Here is a 25,734-nt window from a genome sequence, read left to right as displayed (position 1 = left end):
GCACACGGAACGGTGAACGGCGCGTCCGGGGCGGGGGCCGTAGCCGCCGCCCCGGACGCAGCACGGGACTCTTAGGCAGGGACGTTGAACGATGCCTCAAGGGCTGCGTCGGCATCGCGAAGCACCTGTGCCGCGACCTCGAGCCCCTCGATCCGACCCAGCGAGACGTCCTCGTGCTCGATATTGACCAGCATGTTCGGATCGACCTCGTGCAGGGCCCGGAGGAACTCGGTCCAGAACGCGGTGTCGTGACCACGGCCCAGGGCCACGAAGTCCCAGGCAGAGTTCTTGGGCCATTCGTTGGCCCATTCGTCGCCACCAAGGTTGGTCCGGTTTTCCGCTTCCGAGAGCCGCCGGAAGCTGTTGTCCAACACACCGTAGAGCGCAGCGTTGTCCTTGTTCACACGGACGTCCTTGGCTGCCGCCTGGAAGACCAGTGGCCCAAGTTCCCGGACCACCGCCACGGGATCCATCTGCTGCCAGAACAAGTGGGATGCGTCCAGTTCAACGCCCACATGGGTTGCTCCCGTAAGCTCAACAAGCTTGTAGACGTCGGCGGTATTAAAAACAATGTTCTGCGGGTGCAGCTCCAACGCCACCTTGACGCCATGGTCTGCGGCGAGCCGGTCCGTTTCCTTCCAGAAGGCTGCCGCTACTCCCCACTGGTAGTCCAGGACATCCAGCGCCGCGGAGTTCCAGGCGTTGACCACCCAGTTCACCGTGGTGGCGCCGGGCTCTCCCCCGGGCAGCCCGGACATGGTGACCACGCGGTCCTGGCCCAGCCGGTTGGCCAAGCGGATGGAACGACGGATGTCCTCGGCGTGCTTTTCGCCAATTTCCCGCTTGGGATGCAGGGGGTTTCCATTGCAATTCAGGCCAGCGATTGAAACCCCGGTGCCCTCAAAGATCCCGAGGTAGTCGTCGCGGGCGGCGTCGCTGTCCAGGATCTGGTCGAACGTGGGGACATGCACGGCGGGAAGGAATCCGCCGGTGTTGATCTCGATGCCAGTCAGGCCAAGGTCGGCGATGACTTTGAGCGCTTCAGGAAGCGGACGGTCGTGGAGGATCGCGTTGTAGACCCCGAGCTTCATAGCGTGATCTTCTTTCCGTTGTCCAGGGCGGACTCAGTGACCGCGCCGAGGAGTTCCATGTTGCGGACACCTTCGTCGAACGTCGCGCAACGGGGCAGGGAGTCCGCTTCGGCCAAGCCCGCGACCTCTTCGAGGAAGGCCCGTGCCTGGTATCCGAAGGCATCGTTTTGGCCGAAGCCGACTTCCGGGGCGTCCATGGCCAGGCCGCCAGCAATATAGGGGTGTCCTGGGCCCAGGATCACTTGGCGGTACCCGCCTTGCAGGCCGGAGCCATCGTTGAGGAAGAGCTGGATTTCGTTGGGGCGGCGCTGGTCGAACTTGGCTCCGCCGTTCTCGCAGAAGACCTCGAACTGGAGGCTGTTGGCGTGTCCTGCCGCAACGCGGGACACTTCGAAGCTGCCGGCACCGTTGGTGAACTCGGCGTTGAAGGCTGCGTAGTCGTCGTTTTCCACGGCCTCGAAGGTGTCGCTGACGGCAACATGGTCGTGACCCATCACGGCGGTCAGTGGCAACGGGCGCTTATCGATCGCAGTGGACAGCCTGCCACCGCTGATGGACTTGATGTCGCCGCACAGGAATTCGGACACATACGTCAGGTGGCTTCCGACGTCGGCCAACGCACCGGAGCCGGGTCCGCCCTTGTAGCGCCAGCTCATGGGAGCCGAAGGGCTGAAACCATAGTCCGTCCAGTACCGGCCACTGAAGTGCAGGACATTTCCGAGCACTCCATTTTGGATCAGTTCGCGGATGTAGGCGATGCCGGGTGTGCGGCGGAAGGTGAAGCCGATGCGTGCCAGGACTCCACCAGCCTCAGCGGCGCGGGCCGCGTCAGCCATGGCCCGGGCATCGTCGAGGGTATCGCTGAGCGGCTTTTCGCAGAGGACGTGCTTCCCGGCGGCGAGCAGGCCTTCAACCACCTCGCGGTGCAGGGAGTTGGCGATCACCACGCTCACGACGTCGATGTCATCGGCTTCGGCAATGGCCTGCCATGACGTGTCGTTCCGTTCATATCCGAAGCGGCGTGCTGCCAACGAGCCGAATTCAGCGTTGACGTCGCCAATGGAAACGAGGCGGATGTTGGGAAGCACGGGGCTATAGAGGGCGGATGCCGTGCGGTATGCGGCAGCGTGGGCCTTGCCTGCCATGCCTGCTCCGATAACGGCTACGCCGAGGCTTTCAGCCATTGATTTCTCCTTCGAAATTCTGCCGTCGCATGAGGATCGTCCGGCATTTTGTAGCGCTACAATTTTTACGCTGGACTTGAGCGTAACCATGTCTATATGTCCTGTCAATCCTTAACGGACTATCCTCGGGGGAGGACACGAAAGGCAGCCAATACGTTGAACAACAACCGACGCCCCACGCTCTACGACGTCGCCACCCAAGCCGGCGTTTCGCCGTCGTTGGTTTCGCTGTTCCTCAAAGACCCCGAAAGAATCAGCGAAAAGCGCCGCAATGCCGTCCGGGACGCCATCACTGAACTGGGCTACCGGCCGAGCCGTGCCGCCACCACCCTGGCAAGCAGCAGCACGAAAAGCATCGGCCTGGTCATCGATGACTACCGGAACCCCTGGTTCGTTGACCTGCTCCGTGGAATGGAATCAGTCCTTTCAAACCTTGGGTACCAGGTGATGCTTGCGGACTCCAGGCCGGGCGAAAACCGGATCAAGGAAGCAACAGACGGTCTGCTTGCCATGCACGTCGATGCGCTGGTGATAGCCGCCGAACCGAGCGAGGCCATGCTCGCCAAGACCTGGGTACCCACCGTGGTGGCCGGCTGGCGCAAAGGCGTGCCGAAGGGCGCCGACCTCATCACCAACGATGACGACGGCGGCGGAAGCATGGCAGCCAACCACCTGTTGGGTTTGGGCCACGTCCGCATCGGCCACGTCTCAGGGTCCGACGGCGCCTCCGCACACCGGCGCGCCGGTTACCGTCGCGCCGTGGAAGCTGCCGGCGTCGAGCCTGTCATCAGCGAGTCCACCGGAACGTCGGAGGAAGACGGCTACGAGACAGCAAGCCGGCTCCTGGAGCGCCATCCGGACACCACTGCGATCTTCGCAGCGAACGACTCCATGGCCCTGGGCGCCTTCGCAGCCATCAAAGCACGCGGCCTGTCAGTACCTGCCGACGTTTCGGTGATCGGCTACGACAACTCCCCCTTGGCCAAGTCGCGTTTCCTGGACCTGACGTCCATCGACAACCGCAGCGACATTGTTGGGGCGGACTCCGCCCGCAGGCTACTGGCCCGCATAGCGGATCCGACACTGGCACCGGAGCGCAAGCTCATTGAGCCAACCCTGGCCCTGCGGGGCACCACGGCGCCGCTTCGCTAGGGTTGGCTCCTTGCCTAAAACAGTCCTGCCCGGAGCCAACATGCGCTCCGGGCAGGACTTTCAGCAGCTACCGCGTCAGTGCCGCTTAGTGGCGTTTTCCGGAACGGATTCCTCCACACCGGCCACCTCGGCCTTGACTTCCTCAAGGGCGTCGGAGTGGCCACCGAGCTGCTCCAACTCGTGGGCCAGCTCTGCGAGTTCTGCACCGCCGGCCATCTGGGCCGTCAGCTCATCCAGGGTGATGTCCTTCTTGTCGTAATACCCAATCGACTTGCCCCGCTTGAGCAACAGGAACCGGTCGCCCACGGGGAAAGCGTGGTGCGGGTTGTGGGTGATGAAGATGACGCCCAGGCCACGGTCGCGGGCCTGCAGGATGTAGCGGAGCACCACGCCGGACTGCTTCACGCCAAGTGCCGCAGTGGGCTCGTCAAGGATCAGGACCTTGGCCCCGAAGTACACGGCGCGCGCGATCGCCACGCACTGGCGCTCACCGCCGGACAGCTGACCGATGGGCTGCTCCACATCGCGGAGGTCGATGCCCATCTGGGCCAGTTCGCTGAGCGTGATCTCCTTCATTTTCTGGACATCCATACTCTTGAACGGCCCAAATCCCTTGGTCAGCTCAGAGCCGAGGAAGAAGTTGCGCCAGATGGGCATCAGCGGAACGACCGCCAGGTCCTGGTACACCGTGGCAATACCGGCGTCGAGCGCGTCCCTGGGTGAGTTGAACTTCCGGGCATCCCCCATGACGTGCAGGGTGCCTTCGTCGTGCTGGTGCAGGCCGGCGATGATCTTGATCAGGGTTGATTTGCCTGCGCCGTTGTCGCCCAGGACACAGGTGACACGGCCATTGTCCACGGCCATGGTGACATCCCGCAGCGCGATGATGTTGCCGTAGTGCTTGCCCACTCCATCGAGGGACAGCAGGTGGACCGGTGTGTGTGTCAAGGGATCCTTCTCGCCTTTCAGCAGGGTTTGCTGATCGATCTGTTGTGCGTTCATTGTTCCGGCCCCTTACTTGAGCTCTGCCCGGCGCTTGACGATGAGGTTGACGATGGTGGCCAGCAGCAGCATCAAGCCCAGGAAGAACTTGAACCAGTCCGGATTCCATTGTGCGTACACGATGCCCTTGTTGGCCATGCCGAAGATGAAAGCGCCAATGGCGCCACCAACTGCGGAACCGTAGCCGCCGGTCAGGAGGCAGCCACCGATGACGGCCGCGATGATGTACAGGAATTCGTTGCCCACTCCTTCGCCGGACTGTACGGCGTCGAAGGCGAACAGGTTGTGCATACCCAGAATCCAGCCGCAGAAGCCCACGGCCATGAAGAGGCCGATCTTGGTCTTTGTTACCGGAACACCCACGGCGCGGGCGGCGTTTGCGTCGCCGCCTACGGCGAAGATCCAGTTCCCGATCCGGGTGCGCAGCAGGATCCACGAGGCCACGGCAACCAGGACGATCCAGAAGAAGACCGTGATCTTGACCTCCACCCCGCCGATGCTGACGGAGGACGCGAAGACCGCACGTGCTGATTCGAAGCCGTCCAGCTTGGAGATCGACGGCGAGGATACGCTGCCGCCGATGAGGCGGGTGAGTGCCAGGTTGAGGCCGGTAAGCATCAGGAATGTGGCCAGGGTGACGATGAAGCTGGGCAGTTTGGTTTTGACGAGGATCCAGCCGTTGATGAAACCGATGCCCAGGGAGACCACCAAGGCCAGCCCCACGCCGACCCAGGCGTTCAGGGAGAAGTTCCAGCTGAACAGCGACGCAGTGAGTGCGGAGGAGATCACGGCAACACCTGTGGAGAGGTCGAACTCCCCACCGATCATCAGCAGGGACACGCCTACCGCCATGATTCCGATGGTCGATGACCCGTAGAGCACGGTAGCAAGTGCGTTGGGTTGGGTGAACGTCTGCGAAACGGACGCGAAGAAAATGAAGAGGACCACCGCGCCCACCAACGCTCCAACTTCGGGCCTTGCGAGGAACTTCTGGAGGGGGCTGCGCCGCCCGATCCGTTCATCGCCGGGGGCCGTAGCCGGCGCCGGCGGCAGGGTTGCTGTGTTTGCCATAGGGGAGGACTCCTTGTTGGTCAGGCTGCGCGGCAGGGAGCCGCCGCGCAGCCTGGTTCCTGGATCTAGCGGACGCCCTGCTGGGCGAACTTGAGGACATCGGATGCGTTGGTCTTGTCCACGATGGTTGGGCCGGTGAGGACGGGCTGGCCGCCACCGATCTTGAAGCCACCGCGCTTGGCCTGCCACAGGGAGTCAACGGACATGTAGCCCTGGAGCCACGGCTGCTGGTCCACCGTGAAGATCACGGCGCCGTCCACGATCTTCTGGGCAAGGTCGGCGTTGAGGTCAAAGCTGGCAACCTTCGACGAGCTGCCGGCGTCAGTGACGGACTTCAGCAGGGTCAGGGTGATCGGAGCGCCGAGGCCGATGATGACGTCGGCGTCCTTGGCGGCCTGGAGCTTTGCCGTGGCGGTGGACTGGACCGCAGTCATGTCCTTGCCGTCCACGTACAGGATTTCGGTTGCGGGCACCTTGGCCTTCACACCGGCGCAACGGGCTTCAAGACCGACGTGGCCCTGCTGCTGGATCACGCAGACGGGGTGCTTGTACCCCTCGGAGGCGAGCCTGGTGCCGACTGCTTCGCCGGCAAGTTGCTCGTTGGAACCGAAGTGGGTGAAGGCACCCAACTGCTTGGAGACTGATTCGCCGGCGTTGAGGCTGACCACCGGGATGCCCGCGTCGGTGGCCTTCTTGAGGACATCCTTCAGCGCGTCCGGGGTCGCCAGGGTGACGGCGATGCCATCCACCTTCTGGTCAATGGCCTGCTGGACCAGCTGCGCCTGGCGACCGGCCTCAGGGTCGCTGGTGTAGAGGAGTTCAACGTTGTCTTTCGCCGATGCTTCCTCGGCACCCTTGCGGACGATGTCCCAGAACGTGTCGCCGGCAGCCGCGTGCGTAATCAGCGCTACCTTGATCCGGTCAGTGGATGCCACCTGGCCAGCGGCTGCGGCGCCGCCGTTATCGGCCGGCTTGCCGCCCTGGCTTGAACAGGCGCTCAGTGCCACCAGGGGAACCACTGCTGCGACGACCGCCGCTTTGCGCCATGAGAATTTTGCCACCGTTATCTCCTTTGATGTCAGCTTCAGGTTTCCAGGACTCGTATCCGGAACACCTGCTACTCAGATCATGGTGACTGACCTCACACTTTGTCAATAGTTTGTCCTGACATTAGGATGTTTTAACGTAATATGGCTGTCGTGAAGGCCGAACCCGCCCCTTCCTTGACGGCCCTACCGCGGCTGCTATCATCAGAAAAAGGCAGTATGTCCTATCAAGAGAACATGAGCGGACATACGCTACCATCCGGCAGAGGAGCCGCAGACCCGCTCCCCCGGCCGGCCTTCAGCAGGCGTCTAGGAGAATCCAGTGGCGAACCAACTCAGTCTCAGCATCGATCGTTCGTCCCCCGTACCGCTTTACCATCAGGTGGTCCAAGGAATCGAGGCCGCCATCCACAGCGGCATCCTGGAACCCGGAAGCCGCTTGGACAACGAAATCGACCTCGCGGCACAGCTGAACCTATCCCGCCCCACCATGCGCAAAGCCATGGATGAACTGGTCCGGGCCGGGCTCCTGGTCCGGAAGCGTGGCGTAGGAACGCAGGTGGTTTCAAGCCAGGTCCGCCGGCCCCTGGAACTCTCCAGCCTCTATGACGACCTCAGTAACAACGGCAAAAAGCCCACCACGGACGTCCTGAGCTTCTCGCACATCGAAGCCGACGCGGCAACGCTGACCGCCCTGCAACTGCCGGCCGGTTCCAAGGTCTACCACTTCACCCGCCTGCGCAAAGTAGGTGGCAAGCCCCTGGCGCTCATGGAGAACTGGGTCCGCGACGACATCACCAGCATGGACGAGGCACAGCTTGCCAAGGAAGGCCTCTACGCGATCCTGCGCCGCGGCGGGGTCAACTTCCGGCTGGCCTCGCAACGGATCGGCGCGATGATCGCCAACGACTACCAGGCTCCCCTCCTCGAAGCCGAGGTGGGATCGGCGCTGGTCACCATGGAACGCACCGCGGTGGATGACACCGGACGCATGGTGGAAACCGGCCATCACGTCTACCGCGCAGACTCCTACAGCTTTGAAATGACACTCGTACAGCGCTAAACAAGGACACACACATGACCAACTGGGTATACCCGCTGGGAACAGCCACTGACGGTAAATGGGACATCTCCCTGGGAACCTCTGACTCCACCCTGGCCGTAGACGGCTGGGCCCACACGGGACTGAAGGTCGCGACGCTCGCCGCAGGTGCCGCCGTCGAGCTTCCCGCCGCTCCGGAGGAGCGCATCGTGGTGCCGCTGAGCGGATCCTTCACCGTAACGGTCGACGACGGCGAGTACAGCCTCGCGGGACGGCAATCGGTTTTCGACGGGCCAAGTGACGTCCTGTACACGGGGATCGACAAGGCCGTCAGCATCAGCTCGAACGACGGCGGCCGGGTGGCCATTGCGACGGCGCCCGCCAAGGCTGGGTATCCCACCCGCCTGATCACGGCCAAGGAAACCCCGGTGGAGCTCCGCGGAGCAGGGAACTGCTCACGCCAGGTCCACAACTTTGGCACGCCGGCTGCGCTGGAAGCCGATCGGTTCATCGTGTGCGAGGTCATCACCCCCGCCGGTAACTGGTCCTCCTACCCTCCCCACAAGCACGATGAGGAGAAGGACGGCGAGACCAGCCTTGAGGAGATCTACTACTTTGAGACCCGCGTTGCCCCGGGGTCCCCTGCACCAGAGGACACGGATCCGATCGGCTACGCGCGCGTCTACGCCTCCGACGAGCGTCCCATCGACGTCTCTGCCGAGGTGCGCACCGGCGACGTCGTGCTGGTCCCGTATGGTTGGCACGGACCGGCCATGGCCGCCCCAGGCTACGACCTGTATTACCTGAACGTCATGGCGGGCCCCGGCCGCGTACGTGACTGGCTCATCAGCGACGACCCCCACCACGGCTGGATCCGCCAAACGTGGGAAGGCCAGGACACCGACCCGCGGCTCCCGTTCGGCGCGTAACCCACACAGCGAAGGCCGCCTGGATGTTCCAGGCGGCCTTCGCTATGTGCTTCTGAAGCCTTGCGTTACGGTCGTGAACCGGCTTTGAAGAACTCTTCCAGTTCCTCAAGGCTCTTCCCCTTGGTTTCGGGCATGGCGCGTTTCACCCAGCCGATGGCCACCAGTTGGAGCGCAACGAACACCAGGAACGTCGCCGAGACGCCCATCCAGGCAACCATTTGCGGGAAAAAGAAGCCCACCAGGAAGTTGAACATCCAGAGCACGAAGACGCAGATACCCATTCCCACCCCACGCACGTGCAGCGGGAAGATCTCTGCCAGGGTCAACCAGGTGACCGTACCAATGCACGACTGCATGGAGGCCAGGAAGGTCACCATGAACAGCAGGACAAGGTACCCGCGCAGGGTTCCCTCCGGAACCGCGACGGAGATGATCGAAATGGCTGTGAGCGACACCGCGGTACCGGATAGCCCGGCAATGAGCATCGCCTTCCGGGGAAGCCTGGTCATCAACGACATACCCACGATCACGGCAACCACGGAAGTCACACCGTTGACCACATTTGCCAGGAGCGCGCCCTGGTCGCCGAAACCGGAGGACGACAGGATGGACGTGCCGTAGTACATGATGGCGTTGACGCCGCTGATCTGGTTGATGATGGCAAGGCCCAGTCCCACCACGAAGATCCTGCGGATCCACGGCACGGTCAGGTCCTTGAAGGTGCCCATCCGGGACTGGTAGTCCTCGCGCGCGGCGCGCTGGACGTCGTCGAACTCAGCCGATACGTCACCGGCGGCGCGGGTCCGCCGCAGGACGTCCATCACCTCGCTGAACCGGCCCGACGACGCCAGCCAGCGGGGACTCTCAGGCAGTACGAGCATCCCCATCCACAGGATGACGGCGGGCAAGGTAGCGATGACCAGCATCCAGCGCCACACGTGCATCTCTTCAGGGAACAGGTTCCCGAGCACCGCGTTGAACGTGAAAGCCAGGAACTGGCCCGTCACAATCATGAGTTCGTTTTGGGTGACGATCCTGCCGCGCTGCGCCGCAGGTGACATTTCGGCCAGGTAGACCGGCACGATCACCGAGGCACCGCCGACGGCGAGACCCAGGACAGTCCTGGCCAGCACCAGCAGCTCCGTGGTTGGCGCAAGGGAGCAGGCGACGGTGGCCACGGCGAAGATGACGGCCAGGCCCATGATGGTCCTGCGGCGGCCGAAGCGGTCGGACAAACGTCCGGCGCTGATGGCACCGAACGCCGCACCGAAGAGCAACATCGAAGTGACGAGGCCCTCGGTCAACGGCGTCAGGCCAAGGTCTTTCTGCATGAACGGCAAGGCACCATTGATCACACCGGTGTCATAGCCGAACAGCAGTCCGCCGAACGTGGAGAACAGCGCCACCTTGCGAAGGAACTTTTTGGGGTTGGCCGGCTTGCCGGTTTTCTTTGGGGTTACGGGGAGCGTACCAACCGTCATTTTGTCCTGGCGACGTAGTCGATCATTGTCTTGAGCTGGTACCGGGAGACGTCCTCGGCATTCTCGTCCTCCGCGAACACGGAAGAGACCATGACGGTGTTTTCCTTGTCCAGGAACCCGATTTCCTTCAGCCCGCCAAAGAACTCATCCCAGTTCACGTCCCCGTCGCCAATCTTCAGGTGCTGGTGGACGCGAACCGCGTTGCCCGGCGGATTGGTGATGTACCGCAAGCCGTGGGACGCGTGATGGTTCATGGTGTCGGAGACGTGGACCAGCCGCAGCTTGTCGCCTGCGGCCCGCATGATTTCCAGCGGCTTGTTGCCCATGTGGAAGGTGTGCGATGCCACGTACACCATGCCGATGTTGGGCGAGTTGATGCCGCGGATGACGCGCAGGGCGGCGAGGCCGTCCTCCACGAAGTCGTCCGGGTGCGGATCTATCAGGACGTCCATGCCCTCGCGCTCGATGATCGGCAGCAGTTCCTCCATGGAACGGTAGAACGCACGCTCGGACTCTTCTGCCTTCTCCGGGCGGCCGCTGAACTCTGTGTTCATGGTCTGAACGCCGAGGTCCACTGCGATCTGGATAGCCCGCTTCCAGTACCGGACGGCTGCCTCGCGTGCGTCTTCATCCGGGCCGGACCAGCGGAGGACAGGCAGGACAGAGGCGATCTCTACGCCGGCATCCTTGCACGCAGCTTTCAGCTTGCCTACCAGCTCGTCGTCGGCCTTGGGATGGTTGTAGAACGGGATGAGGTCCGCATGCGGGGTCATCTGCAGGTATTTGTAACCAAGGTCTGCCGCTACCCGGGGGAATTCGAGCAGGCCGTGGCTGTGGTGGAACGGTGTGGGGTCAAGGGCGATTTTCATGCTCAGTCCCCTACTTGTACAGGTCCGGCTTGGTGTTCAACTGGACCTTGACCTTTTCGCCCGACTTCTGCGCTTCGACACCAGCCTCGCAGCATGCTGCCGTGGCATAGCCGTCCCAAGCGGTAGGTCCGCCGATTTCGCCGCGGAGGGCGGCGTCCGCCCAAGCCTGCACCTCGACGTCGTACGCTGCTCCGAATCGTTCCTCAAAGCCTGGGGTGACATTGCCGCCCCACTTACCGGCTGCCTGGACGTAGGGGCCGTTGTCCCCGCCGATGCTCACGATGCCATCCTCGAAGGACGCCTGCGTGGCCACCTGGTAGCCGAACTTGGCGTTGACGTAGATTTCGACGTCGGCCAGCACACCGGATTCGGTTTCGAGCAGAACATGCTGGGGGTCGTGCTGGCCGTTGGGTGCGCTGCGGGTCGGTTTGCCCAGACGGACCTGGACGGAGGTGATTTCCTCACCGGTGAAGTAGCGGATGGCGTCGAACTCATGCACGACGGAGTCGTTGATCAGCATCTCGTTGGTGAAGCCCTCAGGCGTGGTGGGGTTGCGGTGCTGGTGGTGCAGCATCAACAACTCCCCCAATTCGCTGTTGCGGATGATGGCGCCCAGTGCCGAGTACTCGGCGTCGAAGCGGCGCATGAAGCCCACTTGGATGCGCTTGTGGCCCAGAGCCTGCTCAGCCTGGACAACTTTCCAGGCGCTTTCGGCGTCGGGGGTCAGCGGCTTCTCGCATAGGATCGGGAAATCCTTCTCCAATGCCTTGTACAGGATTTCCTCGTGGAGGAAGCCCGGAGTGGCGATCAGCACGGCATTCACGTCGCCATTGTTGAGCGCTTCGTCTGCGCTGGCGAGTGCCACGGCGCCGTCGATACCCTCGATGGCGGCCTGGGCCCTGGCGAGGTCGACGTCGACGACGGCGGCCACTTCAGCGCCGTGGATGCGGGTGCTGAGGCGCTTGATGTGGTCCGCACCCATGCGGCCAGCGCCGATGACGGCAACGCGGAGAGTCTTTGTCACTGTATCTGTCCTTCTTGAGGTTCTTGTGGGGTGCTACTGGACGCGGGTACGGGAACCGCAGGAAAGCAGGTAGTTGCGGGTGCGCTTGGCGATGGGCATCGGCACATCGAACGCTACCGGGTACATGTCCTGCTCCACGATGCCGAAGATGGGCCGGTTGAGCGCTTCGACTGCTTCGATGACTGCGCGCAGGTCCGGGAGGCCGTTCGGCGGCTCGGTCATGACGCCGGCCAGGTTGGCAGCCGCCCAGGTCATGTTCTTCTCGTTGACTTCGGCCAGGACCTGTGGGTTGATCTGCTTGAGGTGCAGGTAGCCGATGCGGTCCGGGTAGTTCTTGATAAGTTCCAGGCTGGAAGCTCCGCAGTATTCCGCGTGTCCTGTGTCCAGGCAGAGGTTCAAGTACTGCGGATCCGTGGCGGCCAGCAGGGTTTCGATGTCCTTTTGCGCGCCCACATGTGAATCCGCGTGGGAGTGGAACTGCTGGTGCAGGCCGAAGTCCTCCAGGAGGACCTTGCCCATCCGGTTGTGGCCGGCGAAGAGGTCCGCCCACTGCTCGTCCGTGAGTTCGCCGTTCTCCACAGCTTCGCCGGTGACGTCGTCGCGCCACATGGCGGGGATGACCACGATGTGTTCTCCACCCATGGCTGCGGTCAGTTCCGCGACCTTGCGGGCCGGCTCCCACGCTTCATCGTACTGGCCGGCACCGCGGTGGAAGGCCGTGAAGACGGTTCCTGCGGTGACCTGGAGGTCGCGCTGCTTGAGTTCTTCAGCCAAGCGTGTGGGGTCGTTCGGCAGGTAGCCGTACGGGCCAAGTTCGATCCACTTGTAGCCGGATTCGGCAACCTCATCCAGGAATCGTTCCCAGGGGGTCTGCTGGGGGTCATCCGCAAACCAGACTCCCCAGGAGTCCGGTGCGGTGCCAATGATGAGCTTGTTCTCGACGTCGGTCATGACAGCGTTGTCTTCCTTTGCGGCGGTGGGGACTTAGTTGGAGGGGAAGTTGTAGGAAGCGCCGGAGGCGTGGGTGGGTTCGGGCCAGCGGGACGTGATGACCTTGCCGCGGGTGTAGAAGGAGACGCCTTCGGGGCCGTAGATGTGCTTGTCGCCGAAGAGGGAATTCTTCCAGCCGCCGAAGGAGTGGTAGGCCACCGGCACGGGCAACGGGACGTTGATACCAACCATGCCCACGGTGACGGAGCGCTGGAACTTCCGCGCTGCTGCGCCGTTGGAGGTGAAGATGGCGGTGCCGTTGCCGTACGGGTTGGAGTTGATCAGGTTGATGCCGTCCTCGAGGGTATCGACGCGTACCACCACCAGGACGGGTCCGAAGATTTCCTCGGTGTAGGCGGTCATCTCGGTTTTGACGTGGTCGATCACGGTGGGACCTACCCAGAAGCCGTCTTCGTGGCCCGGGACCACGAGGTCGCGGCCGTCCACCACCATCACTGCACCGGCCTGCTCGGCTTCGGTGACGATCTTGACGATGCGTTCCTTGGAGGCCGGGGTGATGACCGGACCCATTTCAGCGTCGGGCTCGGTGCCGTTGTTGACCTTCACGGCCAGAGCCCGTTCTTCGACCTTTTTCACGATCAGGTCCGCGGCGTCCCCGACGGCGACGGCCACCGAGATGGCCATGCAGCGTTCCCCGGCGGAGCCGAATGCGGCGGCGGCGAGGTGGTCGGCGGCGTTGTCCAGGTCAGCGTCCGGGAGCACGATTGCGTGGTTCTTCGCCCCACCCAATGCCTGGACGCGTTTGCCGTGCTTGGTGGCGGTTTCGTGGACGTACTGGGCGATCGGGGTGGAACCAACGAAGCTGATGCCATCCACGTCCGGGTGCGTCAACAGGCCGTCGACGGTCTCCTTGCCACCGTGCAGGACCTGGAACACGCCATCGGGCAGGCCGGCCTGCTTCCAGAGCTTGGCCAGGAGCATCGAAGCGGACGGGTCGCGCTCGGACGGCTTGAGGATAAAGGCGTTGCCGGTGGCGATGGCCATCGGCGCCATCCACAACGGAACCATGACCGGGAAGTTGAACGGCGTGATGCCGGCAACGACGCCCAGGGGTTCGCGGAAAGAGAAGACGTCGATCCCGGTGGACACCTGGTCCGAGTAGTCGCCCTTGAGCAGGGTGGGGATACCGCAGGCGAACTCGATGACTTCGAGCCCGCGGCCGATTTCGCCCTTCGCGTCCGAAAGGACCTTGCCATGCTCAGCGGTGATTAGCTCGGCCAGCTCGTCCACGTGGGCTGCGACGAGTTCACGGAACTTGAACAAGACGGCGGTGCGCTTGGCCAGGGAAATGTCACCCCAGGTATCGGCTGCCTTGCGGGCCGCTGCGACCGTGGTGTTCAGGTCCGCCTCGTTGGCCAGGCGCAATTCAGCGGTGACCTGGCCGGTGGCCGGGTTGTACACCGGCTGGGTACGGTCGCCCTCGCCCGTGGTTTCAGCGCCGTTGATGAAGTGGTGGATGGTGGTCAGTGTGGTCGTCGTCGACATGTGCGGACTTCCTTGTGGTCTGTGGGATCTGTGTGTCTGGGATTCAGCCGAGCAGCTTGCGCTGGCGGCTCTTGTGGTCTGTGTACGTCTTGTAGGCCTGCTGGGTGGATTCCAGCTCGGAGACTGCCGAGACGGGGACGTCCCACCAGGACTCGGAGCTCGGGGCGTCCAACAAGGGATCGGACTCGACGTGGATCACGATCGGACCGGTCTCCGGAGCTGCCTTGGCTTCCTTGATCGCCGCACCGAGGGCTTCGATGACGTTGTCGCCCGGTTCGATGCGGATGACTTTCGCGCCCAGTGACTCGGCGTTCGTGGCGAGGTCGATGGGCAGGTGCTCCCCGGCGTCGAAGCTGTGCTGCTCCTTGTCCAGAACCCGGTACTGGGTACCAAAGCGCTGGGAACCGAGGGACTCGGACAGCGAACCGATGGACGCGTAGCCGTGGTTCTGGATGAGGACCACGATCAGTTTGATGCGTTCGGCGACGGCGGTAACCAGTTCGGTGTGCATCATCAGGTAGGAGCCGTCCCCCACCATGACCACCACATCCCTGTCGGGGCCACCGGCTGCCGCTTCGGCCAGCGCTGCTCGTTTGACGCCGAGGCCGCCGGGGATTTCGTAGCCCATGCAGGAGTACGCGTATTCCACGTGGTAGCCGAACGGGTCCCGGACGCGCCACATCTTATGCAGGTCACCGGGCAGCGACCCCGCGGCACAGATGACAACGTCGTGGTCGTCCATGGCCTTGTTGGTGGCGCCGATGATTTCGTTCTGGGCAGGCAACGGCGTGTAGCGGGTTTCGAAGGCTTCGTCCACGATCGCGTTCCAGCGTTTCTTCTCCGCCGCAACCTTCTCTTCCAAGTCCGCACCCACGCGGTAACCGCCCAAGGCCTGGTTGAGCTTCACCAGCGCCTTGCGGGCATCGGCGACGATCGGCAGCGTCGTGCCGTGCTTGTAGGCATCGATCGGCGCGACGTTGATGTTCACGAACTTTACGTCCGGGTTCTGGAACGCCGTACGGGATGCGGTGGTGAAGTCCTCGTAGCGCGTGCCGATCCCGATGATCAGGTCCGCTTCGGCAGCGATGGCGTTGGCCGCCGTCGTACCGGTTGAGCCGATGGCACCGAGGGAGAACTTGTGGTCCCAGGGCAGGACGCCGACGCCGGCCTGGGTGTTGCCCACCGGGATTCCCGTCAGCTCAGCGAACTTGGAAAGTTCGTCATTTGCGTAGGCGTACAGGACACCGCCGCCGGCAATGATCAGTGGGCGTTTCGCGGCGCGGATGGCCTCCACGGCACGGCGGATGTCATCGTCCTCCGCCTCGGGACGGCGGATCCGCCACTCACGTTCGGACAGGAACTCTTCGGGAACATCGAAAGCTTCGGCCTGGACGTCCTGCGGCAGGGAAATCGTCACCGCGCCCGTTTCGGCCGGATCAGTCAGGACCCGGAGGCCGTGGTGGAACGCGGAGAACAGCTGCTCCGGCCGGGAGACCCGGTCAAAGAACTTCGACAACGGCCGGAACGCGTCGTTCACCGTGATGTCGTAGGCGTACGGCAACTCCAACTGCTGCAGGACGGGGTCCGCAGCCCGTGTTGCAAAGGTGTCGCTGGGCAGCAACAGCACAGGCAAACGGTTGGTGGTGGCCAGCGCCGCGCCGGTCAGCAGGTTCGATGAGCCAGGACCAATGGAGGTGCTGATCGCGAACGTCTGGCGACGACGGGTGTGACGGGCGTAGCCCACGGCCTGGTGGACCTGGGCCTGCTCGTTGCGGCCCTGGTAGTAGGGCATGATCGCGGGATCCGCGGCCTGGTACTGCTTCAGGGCCTGGCCCACGCCGGCCACATTGCCGTGGCCGAAGATACCGAACGTCCCCGGAATCAAGCGCTCACGGAACTGAACGCCATCAACAGAGTCAACGGTGTACTGCTTGGACAGGAACTCCACCACGGCTTGCGCCACGGTCATCCGACGGGTTGCTGTTCCCACTGGTCTTACTCCGATACTTTCACTGGAATGCGGTCTGAGGAGGCATGGCCGTTTGCGTTGGCGGCGGCAGCGGGCGCCGGGGCGTTCAGCAGCGAGGCGGCCGTGGCTACGGCACCTGCCACGTCGCCGTCGTGCGGGTACAACAGCGTGCGCCCCACAGTGAGGCCCTGGACTCCGGGCAGTGCAAGGGCCGCCTGCCAGGAAGCGAAAACTTCATCCTGGCTGCCGTCCGGGTCCCCGCCCAAAAGAACGGTGGGCAAGGTGGTGGAGGCCATGACGCGCTCCATGTCCTTCACCACCGGAAGCTTCATCCAGGTGTAGGCGCTGGTGGATCCGAGACCTTCGGCGATGCCTACCGACTTGATCACGGCGTCCGCGCGGAGGTCGTTGCGGACCTTGCCGTTGGCGTCGCGGATGGAAAGGAACGGCTCCACCATGGCGATGAGTTTGCGCTCGGCCAGCGAATCAATGGCTTTGGCGGTGGCCTCAAGGGTGGCAACCGTATCCGGGTCGCCCAGGCAGATGCGGGTGAGCATCTTGCCGCCGTCAGCGCCCAGCGCCTCCAAGGCAGCTGCCGTGTGGCCGGTGAAGCGGTCGTCGAACTCGTTGACCAGGCCGGCCAGGCCGCCGCGATTCATGGAACCGAACACCAGCTTGCCTTCCAGGGCACCCAGGAGAAGGAGGTCATCCATGATGTCCGGTGACGCGAGGATCCCGTCCACGGCCGGGTTGGCCAGGGCGATCTGCAAGCGGTCAAGCAGGTCGCGCCGGTCAGCCATGGCCATCGGCTCGGAACCTACTGACAGGGCTCCCCGGGCAGGGTGGTCCGCTGCGACGATGAAGCTCTGCTGGCCGTACTTCAAGCCCGGATGCCGACGGCGGGTGGCAGCTGCGCGGGCGACGGCGTCCGGATCTTCGAGCCGGATCCGGCTCAGGTGCTCATAGCGGCGGGGATCATCGTTGGGGCTCAACGCACGGCTCCTTCGGTAAGGGTGGCACCCGGAATGGGGCGGCCGCGTTCGGCGAGCAGCGAGGTGACCTCGTCCGGCGTCGGCATCGCATCCGCGCACGAAACGCGGGAGGCGACGATCGCGCCCGAGGCGTTTGCGTAGTCCAGGACTTCGGACAAGGGCCAGCCGGACAGCAGGCCATGGCAGAACGCGCCCCCAAAGGAGTCGCCGGCACCCAGGCCGTTGACGGTTTCCACCGGGACCGGCGCTGAGACCACACGCTCGGTGCGGGTCTTGGCCATCACGCCTTCAGCGCCAAGCTTCACGACGGCGATCTCGACACCGGCCGCCAACAGACGGTCCGCCTGCTCGTCGGGCGTCCCCTCGCCTACCGCCACGGCACACTCCTTGTCGTTGCCGATTGCCACCGTGGCGTACGGGAGGATCTTGGCGACCTCGGCACGCGCCTCTTCCTCGGAGGCCCAGAACATGGGGCGGTAGTCAAGGTCCAGGATGGTGAACTGGCCTTCCTTCAGGCTGGTCCGGGGGCGGGCCTGGTGTGCTGCGAGGTGTGCACTGCGGCTGGGCTCCTGGCACAGGCCGGTCACCGTGGACCAGAAGATCCTGGCTTCGCGGATCGCGTCCAGATCGAGCTCTTCGGCCCGGATCTGCAGGTCCGGGGCCGTGGGAAAGCGGCCGTAGAAGTAGAGCGGGAATTCGTCTGTCGCGGGCTTGATGGCGCAGAACGTCACCGCCGTGGGGTATTGGGTCACGGGCGAAACGAACGAGTCATCCACGTTGAATTTGCGCAGTTCCCGGTGGAGGTATGTGCCGAATGCGTCGTCGCCGGTCCGCGTAATCACGCCAGTGCGACGTCCGTGCCGGGCAGCCGCCACAGCCACGTTGGAGGGCGAACCTCCGAGGTACTTGCCGAAGGACGTCACGTCCTCCAGGTCCACTCCGATGTCATTCGGGTAGATATCAACGCTGATGCGCCCGATTGTGAGCAGTTCGTGGGTCACGATGATCGTTGACCTTTCTCTTGTGAACTCTGAACCTCTGAGCGCTGGGCCCCGATGCCTTGCCACCCCTCAGTGAGCGGGGCCACATGACTACTTTGCACCAGATTTCATGTCCTGTCAAAGGTTTGTACTGACATATTTACAACATGACACAGACTGCTTTTACTTGCGCGGAACAGCCAGTTCTCCGGTGACATACTGGCTGCGCCCGAAGCCGAAGGACCAGTCCCCCGCAGTGTTTTCGACGTAGCCCACAAAGACGTCCTCGCCACGGACCCCCACTGCCGCCAAACGGCCCGCAATCGCTTCAAAGAGGGAGCTCTTGGCCATCTGGCTCCGACCTTCCTGGGTAAAGATCTGGATCATCACCACACCAGCAGTCCGCTCAAAGCCAAGCCCTGCATCCTGCGCCACGATCTGCCCCTGCGGATGCTCAGTGAGGATGTGGAAGTAGTCCCGCTCCGGAATTCCGTACTCACCCAGAATTGCGTCGTGGATGGCTCGGCTGAGAGCTGTCAACTCCTCCGCGGAGCGGCCCTGGTTCACGTCGATTCGCACAAGTGGCATTGCATTCCCTTCGAATAGTTTGTCCTAACATACTAACAAACTACTTCAAGCCTGGATACAGCAAAGGCCCGCCCGGGTAGATTCGGACGGACCCCTGCCCCACATTGCGAGGCCCACTCTGCGCCGCAAAACAACCGAATAGCGCGCTCAACGGGCCCCACAACGGGCGCACCCACTTTGCGAGGCCCACTCTGCGCCTCAAAACACCCGAAAAGCGCGCACAAGAGGCCCCACAACGGGCGCACCCACATTGCGAGGCCCACTCTGCGCCGCAAAACAACCGAATAGCGCGCTCAACAGGCCCCACAACGGGCGCACCCACATTGCGAGGCCCACTCTGCGCCGCAAAACAACCGAATAGCGCGCTCAACAGGCCCCACAACGGGCGCTTAAAGTACGACGGCGGCCCGTCACCTTTCCATCCGGAAGGTGACGGGCCGCCGTCGTCAGTCAGTTGTGAAGGCTAGAGCGTAGCGAAAACCTCGCGCAGGAGCTTGGCGGTCTCGGACGGCGTCTTGCCGACCTTCACGCCTGCAGCTTCGAGAGCTTCCTTCTTTGCCTGGGCGGTGCCTGCAGAGCCGGAAACGATGGCGCCTGCGTGGCCCATGGTCTTGCCCTCAGGAGCCGTGAAGCCAGCCACGTAGCCGACAACCGGCTTGGTGACGTTGGCCTTGATGAAGTCGGCTGCGCGCTCTTCAGCGTCGCCGCCGATTTCACCGATCATGACGATTGCCTTGGTCTCGGGGTCAGCCTCGAACGCAGCCAGGGCGTCGATGTGCGTGGTGCCGATGATGGGGTCGCCACCGATGCCGATAGCGGTGGAGAAGCCGAGGTCGCGGAGTTCGTACATCATCTGGTAGGTCAAGGTACCGGACTTGGAGACCAGGCCGATGGGGCCCTTGCCCGTGATGTTCGCCGGGGTGATGCCAACCAGTGCTTCACCGGGGGTGATGATGCCGGGGCAGTTCGGTCCGATGATGCGGGTAACCTGCTTGCCGTCAGCGTCCACCTTGGACTGGGCCAGGGCCCAGAATTCGGCGGAGTCCTGGACCGGAACACCTTCGGTGATGACAACAACGAGGCCGATGCCGGCTTCGATGGCTTCAACCACTGCGTCCTTGGTGAATGCCGGCGGTACGAAGACGATGGAAACGTCCGCGCCGGTTTCAGCCATGGCTTCCTTGACGGTGCCGAAGACGTTGATTTCCTTGTCGCCGTGCAGGACCGTGGTGCCGGCCTTGCGGGCGTTGACGCCACCAACAATGTTGGTGCCGGCTTTGAGCATCAGTGCGGTGTGCTTGGTGCCCTCGCCGCCGGTGATGCCCTGAACGATGACCTTGGAGTCTTTGTTGAGGTAGATAGACATTCTCGGGTCCCTTACTTAGCTGCGTTGGCGAGCTCGGCGGCCTTGTCGGCGCCCTCGTCCATGGTGGCGGCCAGGGTAACCAGCGGGTGGTTGGCCTCGGTCAGGATGCGGCGGCCTTCCTCGACGTTGTTGCCGTCGAGGCGAACTACCAGCGGCTTGTTCGCGGAGGTACCGAGCTCGGCCAGTGCACCAACGATGCCCTTGGCAACAGCGTCACAAGCGGTGATGCCGCCGAAGACGTTCACGAACACGCTCTTGACCTGGGAGTCGCCCAGGATGACGTCCAGGCCATTGGCCATGACCTCGGCAGAAGCTCCACCGCCGATGTCCAGGAAGTTTGCCGGCTTCACGTTGCCGTGGTTTTCGCCTGCGTAAGCAACGACGTCCAGGGTGGACATCACAAGACCGGCGCCGTTGCCGATGATGCCTACTTCGCCGTCGAGCTTGACGTAGTTGAGGTCCTGCGCCTTTGCCTTGGCCTCCAGCGGGTCAGCTGCGTCCTTGTCTTCCAGCGTGGCGTGGTGCACGTGGCGGAAGCCAGCGTTCTCGTCCAAGGAGACCTTGCCGTCAAGGGCAACGATGTCGCCAGCGCCGGTACGGACCAACGGGTTGACCTCAACCAGGGTTGCGTCTTCCTTCTTGAAGACGTCCCAGAGCTTCAGAATGACGTCGGCCACTTTGCCGCGCAGTTCTTCAGCGAAACCTGCTTCGGCGACGATTTCGTCGGCCTTTGCCTGGTCGATGCCTACAGCGGGGTCGATCGCGATCTTGGCAAGTGCCTCGGGACGCTCGACAGCAAGCTGCTCGATTTCCATGCCGCCCTCAACCGAGCACATAGCCAGGTAGTTGCGGTGGGCCCGGTCCAGGAGGACCGAGAAGTAGAATTCTTCGGCGATGTCAGCACCCTGCGCGATCATCACCTTGTTGACGGTGTGGCCCTTGATGTCCATGCCCAGGATGTTGGTGGCGTGTTCAAGCGCCTCTTCGGCAGTCTTGGCAACCTTGACGCCGCCAGCCTTGCCGCGGCCACCAACCTTAACCTGTGCCTTGACGACAGTTACGCCGCCGATCTTCTCGGCAGCTGCCTTTGCTTCTTCAGGAGTGTGCGCCACGATGCCGGCGAGCACGGGTACACCGTGCGCTTCGAACATATCGCGCGCCTGATATTCAAACAGGTCCACGGTTTAGTGTCCTTCTACGTCGAAGTAGTTTTCTGTTCAGCCGGGAACCGCGATGACCGCGATAGCCAGCTGCGGAGAGTACGCGGTCAACAACCGGATTGAAGCCGGTCACATTGCGTAAGGTCCTCTCGGAACTTTAGCCCTTTAGGGAGTCCCGCCAGCTACACACTACCCGTTAAGTGAGTAACCTTACACTTCTATCGGATGTAGAAAAACCGCATAAAGTAGCGGTTTTTGGGCTGGCTGGGGCCAGCTACGGCGTGTGTTTCAGGGTCCCGCGGACCGTTTTGCCGCCGTCGGAAATCAGCTGGTACCCATCCCTGGTTACGAAGAACGCCACGCCCCCGGAGACGTTTCCGCAGGCGACCCCGCTGTTGTAGGCCGAGCACCGAAGACCGTTGCGCTCGATATTTTGCCCGTCAGCCAGTTCGCGCAGCTTGGAAATGGGTCCGTTGCGGCTTCCTTTGGGACCGAACTCGGACTCCATTTGTGTTACGCCGGAACGGCACGCGCCATAGACCGCCTTATCCGGGGACAGCAGCACTGTCCCGCCAAGGTAGCCCAGGCCGGTCCCGGCGCAGTCGTCGGCGATGTCCGCAACATCAGGCTTGCCGTATTTGGCCAACTCACAATGCACCACCGGGACTACGGCGAACTTGTTGTTCGCCGCGTCCGAGTAGGTATTGGGCTCATAGGGCAGGTTGAGGTGCCCGCCGCGGGAGGATGTCATGGCACAGACGATGTTCCGGTCTGCGGTGACGAAGGCGGTCACGTCCTCGCCCGCGGACAAGGTGGTCTGCTCTGTGACCGGGACCTGCTGGAGCTGCTCCAGCGGCGGCAACGGAGCCGGCGGAACGTAGTTCGGATCCTTGGTGGCAAAGGAACAGCCCGAGGCCAGAACCACCATCAAAGCGGCAAGAATCCCCCATACAGTCCGTCGCATGCCACCCATTATGCCGTGCAGGCCCTAGGCGTCGATTTTGGTCAGGGGCGCGTAACGCAACAGCAGGCGCTTCTCGCCGACGTCGAACTTCACCTTGGCAACGGTCTTGTCCCCCGCGCCCTCAACACCGAGAACCACGCCGTTGCCGAAGCTTGTGTGGTTGACCTTGTCCCCCACCACCACGGAAATGACTTCCTTCTGTGGCTGCACCCTGTTGCGGGCGACGGCGGCAGGGACGTCGGCGTCGAAACCTGCGGTGGGGCTGGCGGCGGCTCCCCGGGAGGTACCCGCACCCCAGAACGAACCACCGTAACGGTTGGAGCCGATAGGGGCGCTTCCCCAGCCACCGGCCTGGCGGCTCATGCCTTCACGCTTCCACTCCACCAGCTCGGAGGGAATCTCCTCGAGGAACTGGCTGGCAGGGTTGTACTGGCTCTGGCCCCACATGCTCCGGACCTCGGAGCGCGTGACGTAGAGCCGCTTGCGGGCACGCGTCAGTCCGACGTATGCCAGGCGCCGTTCTTCGGCCAGTTCCTTGGGATCGGTGGCCGAGCGCTGGTGCGGGAAGATCCCGTGTTCCATGCCTGTCAGGAACACCACCGGGAATTCCAGTCCCTTGGCCGTATGCAACGTCATCAGCGTCACCACGCCCATGCGCTTGGCCTCTGCCACTGCGGCGTCGATGTCTGCGCCCGGGGCATCCGGGATCTGGTCGGCATCGGCCACCAGGGAGACCTGTTCGAGGAACTCGCCGAGTGTGCCTTCGGGGTTGTCGCGTTCGTATTCACGGACCACGGCCACCAGCTCAGCAAGGTTTTCCACCCGGGACTCATCCTGGGGGTCGTTGCTTGCTCGCAGGCCGGCGAGGTAACCGGTCTGTTCCAGCACCGCTTCCAGGGCTGCCGCAGCACCCGAGCCCGAGGCAACTTCGGCGAGGTCATCCAGCAGTTTCACGAATCCGAGCACCGCGTTCACCGAGCGCGTGGCCATTCCCGGAGCTTGGTCCGCCCGGCGCGCGGCCGCCATGAAGGACGTCCGTTCCCGCTCCGCCAAAGCCGCAACAGCGCCCTCCGCACGGTCACCGATCCCCCGCTTGGGTTCGTTCAGTACGCGGCGGAGGTTGACGTCGTCGTCCGGGTTCACCAGGACGCGCAGGTAAGCCAGGGCGTCCTTGATTTCCTTGCGCTCATAGAAGCGCGTGCCGCCCACAACCTTGTACGGCAGGCCCACTCTGACCAGGACGTCTTCGATGGACCGTGACTGTGCGTTGGTCCGGTAGAAGATGGCGACGTCGCCCGGGCGCAGCCCGTCCTCGTCCTGCAGGCGGTCGATTTCCTTGGCTATGAACTGGGCTTCGTCGTGCTCGTTCTCGCCCACGTAGCCAACGATCTTTTCGCCGTCGCCCTCCGCAGTCCACAAGCGCTTCTCCTGGCGGTTGGGGTTGCGTGAGATCACCGAGTTGGCGGCGCTGAGGATGTTCTGGGTGGAGCGGTAGTTCTGTTCAAGCTTGATGGTCCGGGCGTTGGGGTAGTCGGCTTCGAATTCCACGATGTTGCGGATGTCGGCGCCACGGAAGGCGTAGATGGACTGATCGGAATCGCCCACGACCGTCAGTTCGCTCGGTTCAACCCCGCTATCGCTTCCCAGGCCCACAATCTCCCGGACCAGCGCGTACTGGGCGTGGTTGGTGTCCTGGTACTCGTCTACCAGGACGTGCCGGAAACGCCGCCGGTAGGACTCCGCGAGCGCCGGGAACGCGCGGAACATGTAGACGGTCTCGGCAATGAGGTCGTCGAAGTCCATGGCGTTGGCCTGGCGCAGCCTTTGGGCGTAACCCTTGAAGACCTCTGCCACGGCCTGCTCGAAGGGGTCGTTGTGGTTGGCCGAGGAAATGTAGGAGTCGGCGTCGATCAGCTCATTTTTCAGGGCGGAGATCTTGTGCTGGATGGCCTTGGGCGGGAACTTCTTGGGATCCAGGTCCAGGTTCTTGGACACCAGTGTGATCAGGCGCAGCGAATCCGCGGAGTCGTAGATTGAGAAGTTCGAGTTGAGGCCGACGTTCGCGGCTTCCCTGCGCAGGATGCGCACGCAGGAGGAGTGGAACGTGGAGATCCACATGGCCTTGGCACGGGCACCTACCAATGCCTCGATGCGTTCCCGCATTTCTGCTGCGGCTTTGTTGGTGAACGTGATGGCCAGGATCTCGCCGTGGTGGGCGCGCTTAGTGGCGATGAGGTAGGCGATGCGGTTACTCAGGACGCGGGTCTTGCCCGAACCGGCGCCGGCGACGATCAGCAAGGGGCTCCCGGCGTGCTTGACCGCTTCTTCCTGCTGCGGGTTCAACCCTTGAAGGAGCGCATCCGCGGACGGCAGGCCGGACGCACCGTTGTTGCTCCACCCTCCCGAGGCAGGCCCGTCGGAAGGGCCCGATGAGCCGCCGCTGCCCTCCTGCAGGCGGGCGCCACCCGCGCCTCCACCGGGGCCAGAGAGCTCCGGGGCAGCCTTGACTGCGGCTTTGGTGCCTGCTTTGAAGGGTCCGTCTGCGTAGGGGTCGAACAACATATCCATGGTGCCTACCAGTCTAGGCGGTGCCCCTGACAGTCAGCGGCGCGTTGTCCACAGGCCCCGGTTACATGCCTTTCCCTGCACTAGTGGTTTGGGTCCTCCACCAGCCAGCCTCCTGCAACCAGCCTGTCCCTGAGTGCGAGCCTGGTCAGTGGTTCGGGACCGTCCTGGAACTTGCGTCGCACCGAAGCCAGGTGCTTCTTCACCCCATCGACGGAGATCCCCAGGACGTTGGCCGTCTCGGCAAGGGTTCCCGCGGTTCCGCCCAGATAAAGGGACACCACCTGGTGTTCCCGGGCCGACAACACCGGCCCGGACCGTTCGGAATCCAGTGCCGCCGCGACTTCCGCCGTAATGTAAGGCTCTCCCAGCGCTGCGTTGCGGATCGCACTTTCCACCACCCCGGCCGCCACGGTCTTGGGAATATACGCCAGGGCGCCCGCCGCTATGGCCTGCCTTATGACAGCTGGATCCAGGACTGAGCTGCAGACCACCACTTGGGGTCCGGCGGACAGGATTGCCTGGATTTTTGCGCGCAGCGGCACATGGTCGCCCAGCAGGACGTCCAGGACCACGACATCCGAGAGGGCTCCGATGTGGGCGGCAGCTTCGGCCCAGGAAGCGAACTTTCCCACAACCCGGATCCCTGGGGCATTGGCTTGGATCCACTGGGCGAGGCCCTCCCGCAGGACCGCGTGGTCTTCGACGATGTCCACTTCGATGGTGGGTCGGGATAGTGGGTAGCGCAGCATTTCAGACCTCC

General features: G+C 63.3%; 22 protein-coding genes. 3 read left to right on the top strand and 19 right to left on the bottom strand.

The window, feature by feature from the left end:
* Nucleotides 1–71 precede the first annotated feature (71 nt).
* Complete coding sequence (locus tag LRQ04_RS07090) at nucleotides 72–1,091, bottom strand: sugar phosphate isomerase/epimerase (RefSeq protein WP_235519044.1); 1,020 nt, start codon at nucleotides 1,089–1,091, stop codon at nucleotides 72–74.
* Entirely contained in the window at nucleotides 1,088–2,275 is a 1,188-nt protein-coding gene (locus LRQ04_RS07085; protein ID WP_235519043.1) for a Gfo/Idh/MocA family protein, read from the bottom strand. Before LRQ04_RS07085 ends, LRQ04_RS07090 begins: the two co-directional genes overlap by 4 nt.
* A 156-nt stretch (nucleotides 2,276–2,431) precedes the next feature.
* Here LRQ04_RS07085 and LRQ04_RS07080 point away from each other — a divergent pair, with 156 nt between their 5' ends.
* Nucleotides 2,432–3,427 (top strand): LacI family DNA-binding transcriptional regulator, encoded by a 996-nt coding sequence (locus tag LRQ04_RS07080; RefSeq protein ID WP_235519042.1) that lies wholly within the window; start codon nucleotides 2,432–2,434, stop codon nucleotides 3,425–3,427.
* A gap of 75 nt (nucleotides 3,428–3,502) precedes the next feature.
* Here the strand turns inward: LRQ04_RS07080 and LRQ04_RS07075 are convergent, their stop codons facing one another.
* The 3 genes from LRQ04_RS07075 to LRQ04_RS07065 all read right to left on the bottom strand — a co-directional run bounded on the left by LRQ04_RS07075 (nucleotide 3,503) and on the right by LRQ04_RS07065 (nucleotide 6,561).
* Nucleotides 3,503–4,429: an ATP-binding cassette domain-containing protein gene (locus tag LRQ04_RS07075; protein WP_211712911.1), complete on the bottom strand. Its 927-nt coding sequence runs from the start codon at nucleotides 4,427–4,429 to the stop codon at nucleotides 3,503–3,505.
* Nucleotides 4,430–4,441: 12 nt separating this feature from the next.
* On the bottom strand, nucleotides 4,442–5,500 hold the full coding sequence (locus LRQ04_RS07070; RefSeq protein ID WP_211712910.1) for an ABC transporter permease: 1,059 nt from the start codon (nucleotides 5,498–5,500) through the stop codon (nucleotides 4,442–4,444).
* A gap of 65 nt (nucleotides 5,501–5,565) precedes the next feature.
* Entirely contained in the window at nucleotides 5,566–6,561 is a 996-nt protein-coding gene (locus LRQ04_RS07065) for a substrate-binding domain-containing protein (RefSeq protein WP_211712909.1), read from the bottom strand.
* 307 nt (nucleotides 6,562–6,868) lie between these two features.
* Between LRQ04_RS07065 and LRQ04_RS07060 the strand changes: the two genes are divergently transcribed.
* The gene (locus LRQ04_RS07060; protein WP_235519041.1) at nucleotides 6,869–7,609 is read left to right on the top strand and encodes a GntR family transcriptional regulator; all 741 of its coding nucleotides are present in this window, start codon (nucleotides 6,869–6,871) and stop codon (nucleotides 7,607–7,609) included.
* A 14-nt stretch (nucleotides 7,610–7,623) separates the two neighbouring features.
* A complete protein-coding gene (gene iolB, locus LRQ04_RS07055) occupies nucleotides 7,624–8,517 on the top strand; it encodes a 5-deoxy-glucuronate isomerase (protein WP_235519040.1) in 894 nt (297 codons plus the stop codon).
* Between the two features lie 65 nt (nucleotides 8,518–8,582).
* Here iolB and LRQ04_RS07050 read toward each other — a convergent pair whose 3' ends face one another.
* From LRQ04_RS07050 to LRQ04_RS06985, 14 genes are all read right to left on the bottom strand, one after another.
* On the bottom strand, nucleotides 8,583–9,998 hold the full coding sequence (locus LRQ04_RS07050; protein WP_235519039.1) for a sugar porter family MFS transporter: 1,416 nt from the start codon (nucleotides 9,996–9,998) through the stop codon (nucleotides 8,583–8,585).
* Entirely contained in the window at nucleotides 9,995–10,867 is an 873-nt protein-coding gene (locus LRQ04_RS07045) for a sugar phosphate isomerase/epimerase family protein (protein WP_235519038.1), read from the bottom strand. Before LRQ04_RS07045 ends, LRQ04_RS07050 begins: the two co-directional genes overlap by 4 nt.
* Before the next feature lie 10 nt (nucleotides 10,868–10,877).
* Nucleotides 10,878–11,891 carry a Gfo/Idh/MocA family protein gene (locus tag LRQ04_RS07040; protein WP_235519037.1) on the bottom strand — a complete coding sequence of 338 codons (1,014 nt, stop codon included), beginning with the start codon at nucleotides 11,889–11,891 and terminating at the stop codon, nucleotides 10,878–10,880.
* Nucleotides 11,892–11,924: 33 nt separating this feature from the next.
* Nucleotides 11,925–12,842, bottom strand: a complete 918-nt coding sequence (locus tag LRQ04_RS07035; RefSeq protein ID WP_235519036.1) for a sugar phosphate isomerase/epimerase — start codon at nucleotides 12,840–12,842, stop codon at nucleotides 11,925–11,927.
* A gap of 33 nt (nucleotides 12,843–12,875) precedes the next feature.
* Complete coding sequence (locus LRQ04_RS07030; protein ID WP_235519035.1) at nucleotides 12,876–14,387, bottom strand: CoA-acylating methylmalonate-semialdehyde dehydrogenase; 1,512 nt, start codon at nucleotides 14,385–14,387, stop codon at nucleotides 12,876–12,878.
* 43 nt (nucleotides 14,388–14,430) lie between these two features.
* The gene (iolD, locus tag LRQ04_RS07025; RefSeq protein WP_235519723.1) at nucleotides 14,431–16,356 is read right to left on the bottom strand and encodes a 3D-(3,5/4)-trihydroxycyclohexane-1,2-dione acylhydrolase (decyclizing); all 1,926 of its coding nucleotides are present in this window, start codon (nucleotides 16,354–16,356) and stop codon (nucleotides 14,431–14,433) included.
* A 26-nt stretch (nucleotides 16,357–16,382) separates the two neighbouring features.
* Nucleotides 16,383–17,348, bottom strand: a complete 966-nt coding sequence (locus LRQ04_RS07020; RefSeq protein ID WP_235519031.1) for a deoxyribose-phosphate aldolase — start codon at nucleotides 17,346–17,348, stop codon at nucleotides 16,383–16,385.
* Complete coding sequence (iolC, locus tag LRQ04_RS07015; RefSeq protein WP_235519030.1) at nucleotides 17,345–18,349, bottom strand: 5-dehydro-2-deoxygluconokinase; 1,005 nt, start codon at nucleotides 18,347–18,349, stop codon at nucleotides 17,345–17,347. The genes LRQ04_RS07020 and iolC overlap by 4 nt, the downstream gene beginning before the upstream one ends.
* A gap of 162 nt (nucleotides 18,350–18,511) precedes the next feature.
* Nucleotides 18,512–18,916, bottom strand: a complete 405-nt coding sequence (locus LRQ04_RS07010) for a tautomerase family protein (protein WP_235519028.1) — start codon at nucleotides 18,914–18,916, stop codon at nucleotides 18,512–18,514.
* A 463-nt stretch (nucleotides 18,917–19,379) separates the two neighbouring features.
* Nucleotides 19,380–20,282, bottom strand: coding sequence for a succinate--CoA ligase subunit alpha (sucD, locus tag LRQ04_RS07005; RefSeq protein WP_235519026.1), 903 nt, complete (start codon nucleotides 20,280–20,282; stop codon nucleotides 19,380–19,382).
* 11 nt (nucleotides 20,283–20,293) lie between these two features.
* Entirely contained in the window at nucleotides 20,294–21,463 is a 1,170-nt protein-coding gene (gene sucC / locus LRQ04_RS07000; protein ID WP_235519024.1) for an ADP-forming succinate--CoA ligase subunit beta, read from the bottom strand.
* Between the two features lie 253 nt (nucleotides 21,464–21,716).
* On the bottom strand, nucleotides 21,717–22,415 hold the full coding sequence (locus tag LRQ04_RS06995) for a hypothetical protein (protein WP_235519017.1): 699 nt from the start codon (nucleotides 22,413–22,415) through the stop codon (nucleotides 21,717–21,719).
* A 15-nt stretch (nucleotides 22,416–22,430) separates the two neighbouring features.
* Nucleotides 22,431–24,974: a DNA helicase PcrA gene (pcrA, locus tag LRQ04_RS06990; protein ID WP_235519015.1), complete on the bottom strand. Its 2,544-nt coding sequence runs from the start codon at nucleotides 24,972–24,974 to the stop codon at nucleotides 22,431–22,433.
* An 80-nt stretch (nucleotides 24,975–25,054) separates the two neighbouring features.
* Entirely contained in the window at nucleotides 25,055–25,723 is a 669-nt protein-coding gene (locus LRQ04_RS06985) for a response regulator transcription factor (protein WP_235519013.1), read from the bottom strand.
* Nucleotides 25,724–25,734: the final 11 nt, after the last annotated feature.

It is taken from the genome of Paenarthrobacter sp. AR 02, from assembly GCF_021538675.1.
Lineage (GTDB): Bacteria > Actinomycetota > Actinomycetes > Actinomycetales > Micrococcaceae > Arthrobacter.
Note: the sequence above shows the minus strand (reverse complement) of the source record. Positions and strands in the feature narration are given on the sequence as shown.

What these genes read in the sequence shown, in the direction of transcription:
- LRQ04_RS07045 (WP_235519038.1), bottom strand. Translation starts at nt 10,867, where the DNA reads ATGAAAATCGCCCTTGACCCCACACCGTTCCACCACAGCCACGGCCTG.
- sucD (WP_235519026.1), bottom strand. Translation starts at nt 20,282, where the DNA reads ATGTCTATCTACCTCAACAAAGACTCCAAGGTCATCGTTCAGGGCATC.
- LRQ04_RS07070 (WP_211712910.1), bottom strand. Translation starts at nt 5,500, where the DNA reads ATGGCAAACACAGCAACCCTGCCGCCGGCGCCGGCTACGGCCCCCGGC.
- LRQ04_RS07085 (WP_235519043.1), bottom strand. Translation starts at nt 2,275, where the DNA reads ATGGCTGAAAGCCTCGGCGTAGCCGTTATCGGAGCAGGCATGGCAGGC.
- pcrA (WP_235519015.1), bottom strand. Translation starts at nt 24,974, where the DNA reads ATGGATATGTTGTTCGACCCCTACGCAGACGGACCCTTCAAAGCAGGC.
- LRQ04_RS07030 (WP_235519035.1), bottom strand. Translation starts at nt 14,387, where the DNA reads ATGTCGACGACGACCACACTGACCACCATCCACCACTTCATCAACGGC.
- LRQ04_RS07050 (WP_235519039.1), bottom strand. Translation starts at nt 9,998, where the DNA reads ATGACGGTTGGTACGCTCCCCGTAACCCCAAAGAAAACCGGCAAGCCG.
- LRQ04_RS07075 (WP_211712911.1), bottom strand. Translation starts at nt 4,429, where the DNA reads ATGAACGCACAACAGATCGATCAGCAAACCCTGCTGAAAGGCGAGAAG.
- iolB (WP_235519040.1), top strand. Translation starts at nt 7,624, where the DNA reads ATGACCAACTGGGTATACCCGCTGGGAACAGCCACTGACGGTAAATGG.
- iolD (WP_235519723.1), bottom strand. Translation starts at nt 16,356, where the DNA reads ATGACCGTGGCGCAAGCCGTGGTGGAGTTCCTGTCCAAGCAGTACACC.
- LRQ04_RS07090 (WP_235519044.1), bottom strand. Translation starts at nt 1,091, where the DNA reads ATGAAGCTCGGGGTCTACAACGCGATCCTCCACGACCGTCCGCTTCCT.
- LRQ04_RS07035 (WP_235519036.1), bottom strand. Translation starts at nt 12,842, where the DNA reads ATGACCGACGTCGAGAACAAGCTCATCATTGGCACCGCACCGGACTCC.
- LRQ04_RS06985 (WP_235519013.1), bottom strand. Translation starts at nt 25,723, where the DNA reads ATGCTGCGCTACCCACTATCCCGACCCACCATCGAAGTGGACATCGTC.
- LRQ04_RS06995 (WP_235519017.1), bottom strand. Translation starts at nt 22,415, where the DNA reads ATGGGTGGCATGCGACGGACTGTATGGGGGATTCTTGCCGCTTTGATG.
- LRQ04_RS07010 (WP_235519028.1), bottom strand. Translation starts at nt 18,916, where the DNA reads ATGCCACTTGTGCGAATCGACGTGAACCAGGGCCGCTCCGCGGAGGAG.